General features: G+C 58.8%; 14 protein-coding genes. 3 read left to right on the forward strand and 11 right to left on the reverse strand.

Annotation, left to right across the window (positions count from 1 at the left end; genetic code table 11):
* Positions 1–92 precede the first annotated feature (92 nt).
* The 4 genes from polA to MN186_RS06800 all read right to left on the reverse strand — a co-directional run bounded on the left by polA (position 93) and on the right by MN186_RS06800 (position 5,265).
* Positions 93–2,882 (reverse strand): DNA polymerase I, encoded by a 2,790-nt coding sequence (polA, locus tag MN186_RS06785; protein WP_242113619.1) that lies wholly within the window; start codon positions 2,880–2,882, stop codon positions 93–95.
* A gap of 128 nt (positions 2,883–3,010) precedes the next feature.
* Positions 3,011–3,208, reverse strand: coding sequence for a zinc-finger domain-containing protein (locus tag MN186_RS06790; protein ID WP_242113620.1), 198 nt, complete (start codon positions 3,206–3,208; stop codon positions 3,011–3,013).
* Positions 3,209–3,277: 69 nt separating this feature from the next.
* Entirely contained in the window at positions 3,278–3,664 is a 387-nt protein-coding gene (locus MN186_RS06795) for a histidine triad nucleotide-binding protein (RefSeq protein WP_242113621.1), read from the reverse strand.
* Between the two features lie 23 nt (positions 3,665–3,687).
* Entirely contained in the window at positions 3,688–5,265 is a 1,578-nt protein-coding gene (locus tag MN186_RS06800) for a DUF5928 domain-containing protein (protein WP_242113622.1), read from the reverse strand.
* A gap of 154 nt (positions 5,266–5,419) precedes the next feature.
* On the opposite strand from MN186_RS06800, the gene MN186_RS06805 reads away from it, so the two are divergent.
* Complete coding sequence (locus tag MN186_RS06805) at positions 5,420–6,238, forward strand: sulfotransferase family protein (RefSeq protein ID WP_242113623.1); 819 nt, start codon at positions 5,420–5,422, stop codon at positions 6,236–6,238.
* Positions 6,239–6,260: 22 nt separating this feature from the next.
* Here MN186_RS06805 and MN186_RS06810 read toward each other — a convergent pair whose 3' ends face one another.
* Together MN186_RS06810 and nth are read right to left on the reverse strand one after the other, a co-directional pair.
* On the reverse strand, positions 6,261–7,253 hold the full coding sequence (locus MN186_RS06810; RefSeq protein WP_242113624.1) for an adenosine kinase: 993 nt from the start codon (positions 7,251–7,253) through the stop codon (positions 6,261–6,263).
* A complete protein-coding gene (gene nth, locus MN186_RS06815) occupies positions 7,250–7,894 on the reverse strand; it encodes an endonuclease III (protein WP_242113625.1) in 645 nt (214 codons plus the stop codon). The genes MN186_RS06810 and nth overlap by 4 nt, the downstream gene beginning before the upstream one ends.
* 130 nt (positions 7,895–8,024) lie before the next feature.
* On the opposite strand from nth, the gene MN186_RS06820 reads away from it, so the two are divergent.
* Positions 8,025–8,873 (forward strand): bifunctional helix-turn-helix domain-containing protein/methylated-DNA--[protein]-cysteine S-methyltransferase, encoded by an 849-nt coding sequence (locus tag MN186_RS06820; protein ID WP_242113626.1) that lies wholly within the window; start codon positions 8,025–8,027, stop codon positions 8,871–8,873.
* Positions 8,874–8,968: 95 nt separating this feature from the next.
* Positions 8,969–9,634, forward strand: coding sequence for a YiaD family glycine zipper/OmpA-like lipoprotein (locus MN186_RS06825; RefSeq protein WP_476726584.1), 666 nt, complete (start codon positions 8,969–8,971; stop codon positions 9,632–9,634).
* Positions 9,635–9,794: 160 nt separating this feature from the next.
* Here the strand turns inward: MN186_RS06825 and MN186_RS06830 are convergent, their stop codons facing one another.
* The 5 genes from MN186_RS06830 to MN186_RS06850 all read right to left on the reverse strand — a co-directional run bounded on the left by MN186_RS06830 (position 9,795) and on the right by MN186_RS06850 (position 12,487).
* The gene (locus MN186_RS06830; protein ID WP_242113896.1) at positions 9,795–10,361 is read right to left on the reverse strand and encodes a F0F1 ATP synthase subunit B; all 567 of its coding nucleotides are present in this window, start codon (positions 10,359–10,361) and stop codon (positions 9,795–9,797) included.
* A gap of 7 nt (positions 10,362–10,368) precedes the next feature.
* Positions 10,369–10,932 (reverse strand): F0F1 ATP synthase subunit B', encoded by a 564-nt coding sequence (locus MN186_RS06835; protein ID WP_255743913.1) that lies wholly within the window; start codon positions 10,930–10,932, stop codon positions 10,369–10,371.
* Positions 10,933–11,005: 73 nt separating this feature from the next.
* Complete coding sequence (locus MN186_RS06840) at positions 11,006–11,242, reverse strand: F0F1 ATP synthase subunit C (RefSeq protein WP_242110043.1); 237 nt, start codon at positions 11,240–11,242, stop codon at positions 11,006–11,008.
* A 62-nt stretch (positions 11,243–11,304) separates the two neighbouring features.
* On the reverse strand, positions 11,305–12,108 hold the full coding sequence (locus MN186_RS06845; protein ID WP_242113898.1) for a F0F1 ATP synthase subunit A: 804 nt from the start codon (positions 12,106–12,108) through the stop codon (positions 11,305–11,307).
* A gap of 28 nt (positions 12,109–12,136) precedes the next feature.
* Complete coding sequence (locus tag MN186_RS06850; protein WP_242113627.1) at positions 12,137–12,487, reverse strand: AtpZ/AtpI family protein; 351 nt, start codon at positions 12,485–12,487, stop codon at positions 12,137–12,139.
* Positions 12,488–12,508: the final 21 nt, after the last annotated feature.

Here is a 12,508-nt window from a genome sequence, read left to right on the forward strand (position 1 = left end):
TTTGATTATCGAGACCTTACCGCGCCCGGTAATCTGGTCAAGCGGCACGAACATCGGGCCGGACTTGTGCGGGGGCACGCTTACGGCGGGCGTTAATGCGCTTCAGCCCAGTTCATGCCAACGCCAGCATCAACCGTCAGCGGCACGTCCAGCTTGACGACTGGGGCCGCCGCGCCCTCCATGACGCCGCGCACGACCTCGATCACATCGTCAATGGCGCCGTCTTCGACTTCGAAGATCAATTCGTCATGCACCTGCAACAGCATCTTGGCGGGCAGCTTGACGATGGCGTCGGGCATACGGATCATCGCCCGGCGGATGATATCGGCGGCAGTCCCTTGAATAGGTGCGTTGATGGCGGCCCGTTTGGCAAACCCCGCTTGCGGCCCCTTGGCGCCGATTTCCGGCGTGTGGATGCGACGTCCAAACAGGGTCTCGACCCGTTTGTGCTCCTTGGCGAACGCCACCGTGTCATCCATGTATTTGCGAATACCGGGAAAGCGTTCGAAATAGCGGTCGATGAAGCCCTGCGCTTCGGACCGTGGGATGCGCAGGTTGCGGGCCAAACCAAAGCCCGAGATGCCATAGATCACCCCGAAGTTGATTGCCTTGGCTTGGCGGCGAATGTCCGGCGTCATCTCGTCCATCGGCACGTCGAACATTTCAGACGCGGTCATGGCGTGGATATCCTGCCCGTCGCGGAACGCTTGTTTCAGTGCATCAATCTCCGCCACATGGGCCAGGATGCGCAGTTCAATCTGGCTGTAATCAAGGCTGATAAGCTTCGTGCCTTCGGGGGCGACAAATGCCTCGCGGATGCGACGCCCTTCTTCAGACCGGACGGGAATGTTCTGCAAATTCGGATCGGTCGAGGCCAGCCGCCCTGTGTTCGCCCCGGCAATCGAATAGGACGTGTGCACGCGCCCCGTATCGGGGTGGATGTGGTCTTGCAGCGCATCGGTATAGGTCGATTTCAGCTTCTGAAGCTGTCGATAATCCAAGACCCGAGCGGCAAAGTCATGTTCGGTGGCAAGGTCGGCCAGCACATCGGCTGGCGTGGACCACTGGCCGGATTTTGTGCGTTTGCCGCCCTCAAGCCCCATTTGTTCAAACAGGATTTCACCCACCTGCGCGGGGCTTTGGACATTAAATTCGCGGCCCGCCATCTCGTGCAACTCAGCCTCGAACCCCGCCATTTTCTGCGAGAACGCGTTGGACATGCGCGACAGCACCTCGCGGTCGACCTTGATGCCGTTCATTTCCATCTGTGCCAGAACCGGCACCAGCGGGCGTTCAAGCCGTTCATAGACCCGCGTGACCTTGGCGCTGTGCAGGCGGGGCTTCAAGTAATGCCACAGGCGCAAGGTGATATCCGCATCTTCAGCAGCATACTTCACCGCGTCCTTGACCGGCACACGGTCAAAGGTGATCGCCGATTTGCCCGACCCCAGCAGAGGTTTGATCGGTATCGGCTGGTGCCCCAGATAGCGGTCGGACAGCGTGTCCATCCCGTGATTATGCAGGCCCGCATTCTGCGCGTAAGACATCAGCATCGTGTCATCAATCGGCGCGATATCGACCCCAAGGCGCGCCATGATCTTCGCGTCATATTTCATGTTCTGACCGATTTTCAGGATCGCAGGGTCTTCAAGCATCGGCTTAAGGATCGCCAACACCTCGTCCAGTGTCATCTGCCCGTCGGCCAGATCGGTGCCGCCGAACAGATCGTCGGTCTGGCTGGTCTTGTGAGTCAACGGGATATAGCACGCCTGCCCCGGTTCGACCGCCAGCGAGATTCCCACCAGATCGGCCCGCATTTCATCCAATCCGGTGGTTTCCGTATCAAACGCCACATATCCGCGCGCCTTGATCCGGTCGAGCCAGACGGTCAGCGCATCGGCATCCTTGACCCATTCATAGGCGCTGGCGTCGATTTCGTGCATTTCGGGGGCGGTTCTGGCCTCGGGTTCGGCGATCTTGATCTCGGGGGGCTCCACCCCCATTTTTTTCGCCACGCGGTTGGTCAGGGTGCGAAATTCCATCTTGGCAAGGAAGTCCAGCAGAGTGTCAGCCTCCGGCTCTTTCAGCTCCAGTTCCTCGAACGGCAGGTCCATATCCATCCCGTCGTCCAGCTTCACCAGATCGCGGCTGACGCGGATCTGGTCGGCGTAGTCGATCAGGGTCTGGCGGCGTTTGGGCTGTTTGATTTCGTCCGCGCGGGACAAAAGCGTTTCAAGATCACCGAATTCGTTGATCAGAAGCGCCGCAGTCTTGACGCCGATCCCCGGCGCGCCGGGCACGTTGTCTACGCTGTCCCCGGCCAGCGCCTGCACGTCCACGACCCGGTTGGGGCCGACGCCGAATTTTTCTTCAACGCCTTCGGTATCAATGCGCTTGTTTTTCATGGGGTCCAGCATTTCAATGCCACCGCCCACAAGCTGCATCAGGTCTTTGTCGGACGACAAGATGGTGACGCGCCCGCCCGCCTTGTCCGCACGTTTGGCAAGGGTTGCGATGATGTCGTCAGCCTCGAACCCTTCGACCTCGATGCAGGCCACGTTGAAGGCACGGGTGGCATCCCGGGTCAGGGGAAATTGCGGCACAAGGTCTTCGGGGGCCGGGGGTCGGTTCGCCTTGTAGGCCGGGTAAAGGTCATTGCGGAACGTCTTGCCCGAGTGGTCAAAGATCACCGCCACGTGGGTCGGCGCGTCGGGGCCTTCGTTATCCTCGATAAACTTGAACAACATATTGCAGAACCCGGCCACCGCACCAATCGGCAGACCATCGGATTTGCGCGTCAGGGGCGGCAGCGCGTGATAGGCACGGAAGATAAAGGCCGACCCGTCGACCAGATGCAGATGACAACCTTTTCCGAAGCTCATCGCCCCCTCCCATTCATTCACGCGCGGTTGGGCCTGCAAGGACGGCAAAGGCCGCGAAGCCCCTGCCCGCGGCCCAGTCAATTCCAGTCATCTCCGGTCCGGTCAAGTGTCACGGATGGCACGACCGCTTAGGCGGCGTGCCCGCCACCCAGCTTGTCGGCGAAGTCTTTATGAACGTATTTGCAGTCGCAATAGGGGCATTCGACCCATCCATCCTCGGCCGGAATAAGCAAATAGACGCGCGGATGGCCAAGGGCGCCTTCGCCCCCGTCGCACGAGACCTTGAAGCTGTCGACGATCTTGGTTTCCGGTGGGGTGTGGGTCATCTGTGACACCTCGTTCATTCGTTTCGCGCCATGATACCAGCGCCGCAACTCTCTGCAAGCCAGAACCGATCAATCGGCGGCGCGTTCCAGCATTCGGCCCAGCGGGCGACCGCCCAGAATGTGAGTGTGAAGATGTGGCACTTCTTGCACCCCATCCTCGCCCGCGTTCGAAATTGTGCGAAAGCCCTGCCCCCCCGTGCCCGGCTCGACCCCCATCAACGCGCAGACCTTGCCGATGGCGCGGGTATAGCCAATGATCTCGGCATCCGTGGCGGTGTCGGCGAAATGGTCATAGGTGACATAGGGGCCTTTGGGAATCACCAGCACATGCACCGGCGCTTGGGGCTGGATGTCACGAAAGGCCAGCGCATGTTCATCTTCGTAAACTGTATCGTTGGGGATCTCACCCCGCAGGATTTTCGCAAAGATGTTCTGGTCGTCATAGACATAGGTCATGGGTCTTCTCCGTATTGATGGGGTTAGTCCAAGAACAGGTGGCTCAATCCGGCAATCTCGCGCGCCCGATCCTCGGTCACGGACAGAAACCGCGAGATGGCGATGGTGTTTTCTTCAAGGCTCGCCGTTTCACTCATCCGGTAGTATTCCGCAAATCCCGCATCCCTGATCTGATCGCTTTCGAACGCCACATCCGACCGGATCGTCGGCAGCAGACGGGCAATGGCCGTCGGGGGCGTATTGTCCCCAGCCAAGCCGACACGTTTGGCGTGACCAAGCAGGTAGTCATCCGAGAACTTGCAGTCGATTTCAAGTAATCGCGTCGTCGAGCGGTCGGCAAAAAAATCCTGCATCAGATCAAGGTTGTCCGGGTCCATGCAGACAACCAAACGATCCGTATCGTAATAGTCAAACAACATCCGCATCAACGCCCGACGGTGCCGCGTGCGTTTGCCCAGACGGGTCTGAATGCCGCCCAGATCGGGCATCGGGCAGCTTTCTTCGTCAAACAGGTATTCGATCGTCGGAAGGCCAGTCACCTGCCCGATCTTGTGCACAAGCCGTTTGCCCACGTGCCATTTCTTAGCAACGATGATCAGTAATTCCCGATCCCGGCCCAGCGTGCTTTCGGCTTCCCAGAACCGAGGGGCGAAACGTTGGCCAATGCGACCACGCCCGGTCATGAACTTGAACAGGCTGCGCCCCTCGTTCGAAATCTGGAAGCTGACCCCTTCGGCGGCATACAGGTCGCCAAGGCGGCTTTTCAGCTCATGCGCTTCGGGGCTGATCTTGCGGGCGAACAGGAAATCCTGGCTTAGCAGCAGGTCATAGTGATCATCGTAAAACGTCACCGGCATCCCGTAATCCGTAAACATCAGGAATGTGGGCGTACGCGAGCGTATTTCATGTTCGGGCACCAAATGACGCACAAGGGTCTGAAAGAATGTCTCGTCCGGTATCCAGGTGGTGCGGAAGAACCGCATCACGTCCTTGCGCTTGCGGGTGAAGTCGACGATCCATTCCACCGTGCGCCGCCTCAGGCACCACCACTGGCTGCCGATCATCACCTGCACATCATGCGGCACATCGCGCGTCAGACCAAGCTTTTGTTGCAGGTTGAAGCTGGTATAGAAACGGCGCTTTTGCGTACGTTCGTTGAAGAAATGGCGATAAATCAGCCGCTCTTCCTTCATGCCGGTCTTGATCCAATCGCTTTCGAAATAATCGAAGCTTTCGATGTAATCCACATCAGAGGCATCCAGAAAGTTATGTGTGTATTCGGCCGATTTGATCGCCATACAGTCGCCCGACACCATGTAGAAATGCGTGGCGCGGGGAAAAGCGTCCAACGCGGCCTCGACGGCATTCAGGGTGGCCTGCACCAAGGACCATTCTCCCCAACCGCATTTCACACGTTTGCGCGCGAAGGTAACGTTGGGGTTATCGGCCAACGCTGCGCGGATCTTCTGGTAATGCTCGGCCTTGGCGCTTGCATCGAAATGGATCGCCATGCAATCGCCCACCGCCGTCAGCTGGATCGCCTGGTTGATGATGGCATCAGGGTCCTTGTGACAAAGCAATATGAAGGCGATTCTGGCCATGAGGACGTGACATATTCCTGAAGAACACGAAGACTGCGATTCTTTGATAGCGTGAAAGGTGTTTGAATAAACAGTGTTTCTTTGCTTTTTTCCCACTGATATAGCTATCATCTAGATTGACGGTCGTCGATCCCGCCAAGAAGGAACTAAACATATGGGATTTCCCGGCACATGGATGACCGAAAGCGAAAGCGTCGTATATCGGGTCGTTCCCAAATGCGCGTGCTCGACCATTGGTCAGATCATGTATTATTCCGATCACGGCCAATTTTTCGACGGTGACATTCACGACAGCACGGATCGGCTGCACAAGTGGGCGCAGGACGAATCGCAACCGCTGATCGAAGCGAATGTTCTGGCGCACAAAAGCTATGCGTTCACCTGCGTGCGAAACCCGTATACCCGCATTCTGTCCAGCTTCTTTGACAAGATTTGCGGCATCCAGCGCAACGGGCGGCGTTATCGTGGCAACCTGGTGCCGCTTCTGATCCAGAAATACGGAATCGAAGTTGGCGACCCCGACAATGGCTTCGAATTTGACCAAATCCAGAGCTTTCGCCGCTTTTTGCTGTTTGCCCGCGACACCATCCGCTGGCGAAAGCCGATGGACCCCGACATTCACTGGTCTGCCATGTCAGGCCATGTTGCGACGTTCATCGCCAATGGCGGGCATTATGACAGGATTATCTGGACCGAGCAGTTCAATGACGGGATGCAGCAGGTGCTGGACGCGATCGAGACACCGCATGACGTCACGCTGTCCGACATTCCCCGTTTCAACGAAAGCGAAGGCCACGGCCCCAAACGCGCCCACCCCGTAGAAGATTATTTCGACGACCTGTCGATGCACTTGGTTTACGAGATATACAAACGCGATTTCGAGCTGTTCAAATATGACTTTGAAAATCCCGCCAACAAGATGCCGGTGGGCGAGGTCGATCTGGACGAGGTGCACGCCAAGCTGGGCGACTGATCCGAAAGCAAGGGCGCGCGGCCTAGGCCAGTCCCTTGTCGCGCAAAAGTGCCAGCAGATTGCGGTCGGCACGCGGCCCGATATGGCGGATGACCTCGCCTGCGATGGTGCAACCCATCTCGCCGCAGGTGCGCATGTCGCGACCCTGCGCCAGCCCATACAGGAACCCGGCAGCAAAGCCGTCCCCCGCCCCGGTCGCATCAACCGGCACGATGCGTTCTACGGGCACGTCCACACGTTCGCCATGCGCCAGAATGGCCACGCCATCGCCCGAACGGGTGCAGACCACCATCGAACAGATCGCGGCGGTCTTGGCAATCGCCTCCTCCCTGTCGTCGGTCTGAAACAAGGATTTGATCTCTTCCTCGTTGCCGATGACGTAGTCCAGTTCATGTTCGATCAGGGTCAGGAAGTCAGCCCGGTGACGCTCCACGCAGAAGGGATCGGAAATCGCGATTCCCGCCAGCCCGCCAGCCGCCCGACAGGCCCGCGCCATGGCAATAAACGCGTCCTTGCCCTTGTCCTTGTCGAACAAATAGCCTTCGAGGAACACTATTTCGGCATCGGCAGCCACCGCAGGGTCGACGTCTTCGGACCCAAGCTCTGCCGAAATGCCCAGATACGTGTTCATCGACCGCTCGCCATCCCCCGACACAAAGATCATCGACCGCGAGGTCGGAAGCTCGCCCCCCGGCACCGGCGCGTTGATGAACCGGGTGCCGTCCATCTCCATCGCGTCGGCATAAAAGTGCCCCAGCGCGTCATCATGCACCCGTCCAACGAACCCGGTCGGCAGACCCAGCTTGCCGATCCCGGCCAGCGTATTGGCCACCGACCCACCCGCCGCCTGCTTTCGGTCTTTCATCGCGGCATACAGCACCTCGGCCCGGTCACGTTCGACCAGCTGCATGATGCCTTTTTCAATGCCCATCAGTTCAAGAAAACTATCATCGGCCACGGTCAACACGTCCACAACGGCATTGCCGATGCCGACAACCTTGTACTTTTTCGTCATATGTTCTTGTCCTCGAAGGGGCAAAGGTCCCGGATAATGCAGTTTGCGCACATTGGCTTGCGCGCCTTGCAGGTATAGCGGCCGTGCAGGATCAGCCAGTGATGGGCGTGTTGCTGGTAATCGGCTGGCACGTGATCCTCGATCGCGCGTTCAACCGCATTTACGTCCTTGCCCACCGCGATACCGGTGCGATTGCCGACGCGAAAGATATGCGTGTCCACCGCCTGTGCAGGCACGCCCCACCACATGTTCAACACGACATTCGCGGTCTTGCGCCCCACCCCCGGCAGTGATTGAAGGGCGGCGCGGGAATTGGGCACCTCACCACCGTAATCTTCCGCCAGAATGCGGCTTAGCTTGATGACGTTCTTGGCCTTTTGCCGATACAGGCCGATGGTCTTGATGTGTTCGGTCAGCCCTTCTTCACCCAGTGCTAGCATCTTTTCAGGCGTATCGGCGACCTTGAACAGCGCGCGGGTGGCCTTGTTGACGCCGACATCGGTGGCCTGCGCCGACAGCGCCACCGCCACGACGAGGGTGTAGGCATTCACATGCTCAAGCTCGCCTTTCGGCTCTGGCTCGGCTTCGTGAAAACGGTCGAAGATCGCGCGGATCTGGTGATAACCAAGTTGTTTTGCCATGCAAACGCTATGCCTGTTTCTGGCCAAGGCGACAAGATGCCAGCCGCCCGTTTTTTCGGATGCGCAACTTCCGGGTCGCTTTGGCAGGCCGATCTGCGCCATTGTGAAGGAAGAAAAAAGGAACAGGCCCATGACCGCGCATGACAACAGCTATCATTACAACGTGATCCGCCGCGCGATTGACGAAATCGACGGTGCCGGAGGCGAGGCACTGTCGCTGGACGCACTTGCCGCTAAAATGGACATGTCGCCCGCCCACTTTCAGCGGGTCTTTTCGCGCTGGGTCGGTGTGTCACCCAAACGCTACCAACAATTTCTGACGCTGGGACATGCCAAGACGCTGCTGCAAGATAGGTTCTCGACCCTCGACACCACGCAATCGGTGGGGCTGTCGGGCCAAGGGCGCCTGCACGATCTTTTTCTGCGGTGGGAGGCGATGAGCCCCGGCGCCTATGCAACGGGCGGCGCGGGTCTGACGATCCGCTGGGGGTGGTTCGACAGCCCCTTCGGTCCCGCGCTGGTCATGGGGACTGGCAAGGGGATCTGCGGGTTGGGGCTGGCATCCGAGACAGGCGAAGCCGCAGCGATGGAGGATCTGCGGTCGCGCTGGCCCAACGCTGAGTTCATCGAAGGTTCCGCGCAACTTGCCCCTTGGGTCGAACACGCGTTCAAGGCGCGTGGCATGACCCCCCTGCACCTGATCGGCGCCCCTTTTCAGATCAAGGTATGGGAGGCCCTGCTGGCCATCCCCTCGGGCCACGTGACGACCTATTCGCAAATCGCAGAGAAGATCGGATCGCCTCGCGCGGTGCGGGCTGTCGGCACGGCGGTCGGGCGCAACCCGGTCAGCTGGCTGATCCCCTGCCACCGGGCGCTGCGTAAATCCGGCGCATTGGGTGGTTATCACTGGGGTCTACCCATGAAACGCGCACTTCTGGCATGGGAAAGCGCGCAGGCGGATGCGGCAGACACCGCCTGAGCGCGGCCATTCACCGCCCGTTTCGGGGCTTGTTATTTGATATCAAAGCGCATTCATATAAACCAAATGCGAATAACAAACCCGAGGAACGCAGTATGCACCTGAAACACTCTGTATTGACGATGGCCGTTGTGGCCACAATGACCGCCACGGCTTGCACAGCCCCGATGCAAAGCCCCACCAGCAACGTCGGCCCACGCACGCAAAGCGGCGCAGCTATGGGCGCGGTCGCGGGTGGGCTGCTTGGCGCGACGCGCAAGGGCGACGGCAAGCTTGGCAAGGCAGCCGTCGGCGCCGTAATCGGCGGCATTGTTGGTGGCGCCATCGGTCAGCAACTGGACAAGCAGGCCGGCGACCTGCGCCAGTCAATCGACAACGACCGAGTTCAGATCGTGAACACCGGCAATGAGCTGATCGTCACCCTGCCCCAAGACATCCTGTTCGCGACCGACAGTTCGCAGGTCGGACCGGCCCTGCAAAGCGATCTGCGCGCGGTGGCGCAAAACCTGCGCGCTTACCCCAATTCGGTTGTCGAAGTCGTGGGCCATACCGACAATGTGGGCAATGCCGACTATAACCTGGCATTGTCAAAACGTCGCGCTGCTTCGGTGGCCTCGGTTCTTTTGTCAAACGGCGTACCCTCGTCGCGGGTGGTTACAATCGGCTATGGCGAAGATCGACCAGTTGCCTCGAACCTGAACGAATATGGTCGCCAGCAGAACCGCCGGGTCGAGATCATCATTCGTCCGATTCGGAACTGACGCCTGCCAAATCCACGTCAAAAGCCGGGCCTCATCGCCCGGCTTTTTTCGTTGAAATTATACCCTCATTGGGTGTGTTCCGCTGTGAAAAGTCAAATCGAGCAACAAAAAAACCCGACCACTTGGGCCGGGTTCTTTAAGTGCTTTTTTTAAGACGTGCTTAGTGCAGCTTGGTTTCGACCGTCTTGATCGCGTCGTCAATCAGGCTATTGCCCTCGGTCGCGGTCATCTGTTTGGCGATCACTTCGCGGGCTGCAGCAACTGCCACCTGTGCGGCGGTGTCGCGCACCTCTTTCACAGCGGCGGACTGGGCCGATGCGATCTGATCTTCCGCCGCGGCCAGACGGCGCGCGATTGAGGTTTTCAGGTCTTCCTTGGCGGACACCGCAGCATTCGCGGCCTCGTCCTTGGCGTGGGCGATGATGCGTTCGGCTTGCTCTGCCACTTCCTTTTGCTTGCGCTCATAAGTTGCCAGAATGGTCTGGGCCTCTTCCCGCAAGGCGCGGGCTTCATCCAGTTCAGACTTGATGCCGTCCGCACGCTTGTCCAGCTGGTCACCCAGCATCTTGTGAACGCCCATATAACCCAGGAACGTCACGAACAGCAGGAATGCCAGCGTGACGACCATGTTGGTATTCGCCAAGTCCGTCCAGCCTGCATCCCCCGCCGCAAGGGCGGGTGACGTCGCTGCCATCACGGCAACCGGGACAAGGATGTAATTTTTCATCATGCTCTTACCCCTTCATCCGTGCGTTGACAGCCGCGGTGACGCTTTTGGCATCGGCCTTGTATCCCATCGTCGCAAGGATTTCCTTGGCGGCATCCTTGGCAACAGTCTTGACGCTGTCGACCGCACCGGCGCGGATTTCGGCGATTGCGGCTTCGCTTTCGGCGGCCTTGGCAGCGATTTCCGCGTCTGCCTTGGCAGCGGCGGCATCAACATCAGCCTGAATTTCGGCACGCGCTTCGGCGACGATCTTGTTCGCTTCCGCACGGGCATCAGCCAGCGCCTTGTTGTAAGCGTCTTCGGCCTCGACGGCCTTCTGCTTCAGGTCTTCGGCCGCAGCCAGATCACTGGTGATCGTGCCCCGACGTTCGGACAACACGGCCTCGATCCTGGGCAGTGCGACCTTTGTCAGAACGAAGTAGATGACAACCAGCGTCACAACGAGCCAGAACACCTGGTTCCCGAAGGTCGAGAAATCCAGCTGAGGCATACCCGTCGCTGTTTCCATGCCTTCTATCTCGCTTGCATGACGCGCGGCGTCGCCTGCAACCTCTTGCGTAGTATTTGCCATGTCTTCTCTCCCGGAACCGGACTACATCGGGCGGCGGATCAACCCCCGCCCGCGCGTAAGGATGGTTCAGGTCTTAGACAGCAAACATCAGCAGAAGTGCGACCAGGAACGAGAAGATGCCCAGTGCTTCCGCAAATGCGATACCGATGAACAGGGTCGCCGTTTGTGCAGCAGCAGCCGACGGGTTGCGCAGGGCGCCCGACAGGAAGTTACCGGCAACGTGGCCCACACCGATAGCGGCGGCACCCGAACCGATAGCTGCCAGACCTGCACCGATGAATTGACCCATTTGAGCGATATTGCCTTCCATTGTGATTTCTCCTTACGTTGGAATGCTAGAATTAGATGGATGAGCGGGCTGCACCCAGCCGCTTAGTGCGACGGGTGCAGGGCGTCTTTCAGATACACGCAGGTCAGGATCGTGAACACGTAGGCCTGAATGAAGGCCACCAGAACCTCCAGCGCATAGACGGCCGAGATGGCCAGGATCGGCAGGAAGCTGAACAGGCCCAAGGCCGCAGCAAAGCCGGCGAAAACTTTGATCACCGCGTGACCGGCCATCAGGTTGCCCGCCAAACGAATGGAGTGGCTGACCGGGCGCACGAAATACGAGATCAGCTCGATCACAGCCAGGATCGGGCGCAACGCCAAAGGCGCAGCCGTTACCCAGAACAGACCAAGGAACCCCGCGCCGTTTTTCACAAAACCCAGCACGGTCACGAAGACGAATACGATCAAGGCAAGAACACCTGTGACCGCGATGTGGCTGGTGGGGGTGAAGCTGGTGGGGATCAGACCAAGGACGTTGGCAAACAAGATGAACATGAACAGGGTCATGATGCCGGGGAAATATTTGACGGCATCCTTGCCCGCCACATCCTCGACCATCTTGTATACAAAGCCGTATGCCAGTTCGGCGACCGACTGCCCGCGTGTCGGCACGATGGCGCGACCGCGCGACCCGACAACAAGCAGGACCACGACACCGACGATGGCCAGAACCATCCAAAGCGTTTGATTGGTAGGTGTGAAGAGGCCCAAATTATCACCGCCGAAAAGCGGTTTGATTTCAAACTGGTCCATCGGATGAATGGCAAGGCCGGGATGTTCGGGCGAAAAAATTAGCCCCGAAATCAGGACCAACGCCAAAACGGCAAAGAATGCAATCTTGATGATCGGGCCGCCACCCTTGTTTGCGCCTTGTTCAGCCACGTCCGTTACCCTTTTCTTCTGCGGCGGTCTGCGCGTCCTGCGCTTCTGCCGCTTTCTTCTGCATCTGGGCCGCAGTGGACAGCATGACCTTAACGCCCGCCGCAAAACCCAACATTATGAACAGCACCATGAAGATAGGTTTCGTGCCAAACAGCGTATCCAACCCAAATCCGATGCCGAAGCCGATCAGCAGACCGACCGTAAGCTCGATGACCATCTGCCAAGCGAAGGATGCCTGGTTATAAGCCGCGTCACTGGTGTCTTCTTGCTTGACTTCACCCGCCGCCTTTTTCAAGCGCGCCTCGAGCTGTTTCAGCCGCTCGGGATCAGGGTTGTCGGACAAAAAGGGCCTCCGATGACAGTT

The sequence above is a fragment of the Aliiroseovarius sediminis genome (assembly GCF_022678485.1).
In the GTDB taxonomy this organism is placed as follows: domain Bacteria; phylum Pseudomonadota; class Alphaproteobacteria; order Rhodobacterales; family Rhodobacteraceae; genus Aliiroseovarius; species Aliiroseovarius sediminis.

Coding starts and splice junctions, on each gene's coding strand:
- polA (WP_242113619.1), bottom strand. CDS start 2,882: ATGAGCTTCGGAAAAGGTTGTCATCTGCATCTGGTCGACGGGTCGGCC.
- MN186_RS06795 (WP_242113621.1), bottom strand. CDS start 3,664: ATGACCTATGTCTATGACGACCAGAACATCTTTGCGAAAATCCTGCGG.
- MN186_RS06810 (WP_242113624.1), bottom strand. CDS start 7,253: ATGACGAAAAAGTACAAGGTTGTCGGCATCGGCAATGCCGTTGTGGAC.
- MN186_RS06830 (WP_242113896.1), bottom strand. CDS start 10,361: ATGAAAAATTACATCCTTGTCCCGGTTGCCGTGATGGCAGCGACGTCA.
- MN186_RS06825 (WP_476726584.1), top strand. CDS start 8,969: ATGCACCTGAAACACTCTGTATTGACGATGGCCGTTGTGGCCACAATG.
- MN186_RS06835 (WP_255743913.1), bottom strand. CDS start 10,932: ATGGCAAATACTACGCAAGAGGTTGCAGGCGACGCCGCGCGTCATGCA.
- MN186_RS06790 (WP_242113620.1), bottom strand. CDS start 3,208: ATGACCCACACCCCACCGGAAACCAAGATCGTCGACAGCTTCAAGGTC.
- nth (WP_242113625.1), bottom strand. CDS start 7,894: ATGGCAAAACAACTTGGTTATCACCAGATCCGCGCGATCTTCGACCGT.
- MN186_RS06840 (WP_242110043.1), bottom strand. CDS start 11,242: ATGGAAGGCAATATCGCTCAAATGGGTCAATTCATCGGTGCAGGTCTG.
- MN186_RS06820 (WP_242113626.1), top strand. CDS start 8,025: ATGACCGCGCATGACAACAGCTATCATTACAACGTGATCCGCCGCGCG.
- MN186_RS06800 (WP_242113622.1), bottom strand. CDS start 5,265: ATGGCCAGAATCGCCTTCATATTGCTTTGTCACAAGGACCCTGATGCC.
- MN186_RS06805 (WP_242113623.1), top strand. CDS start 5,420: ATGGGATTTCCCGGCACATGGATGACCGAAAGCGAAAGCGTCGTATAT.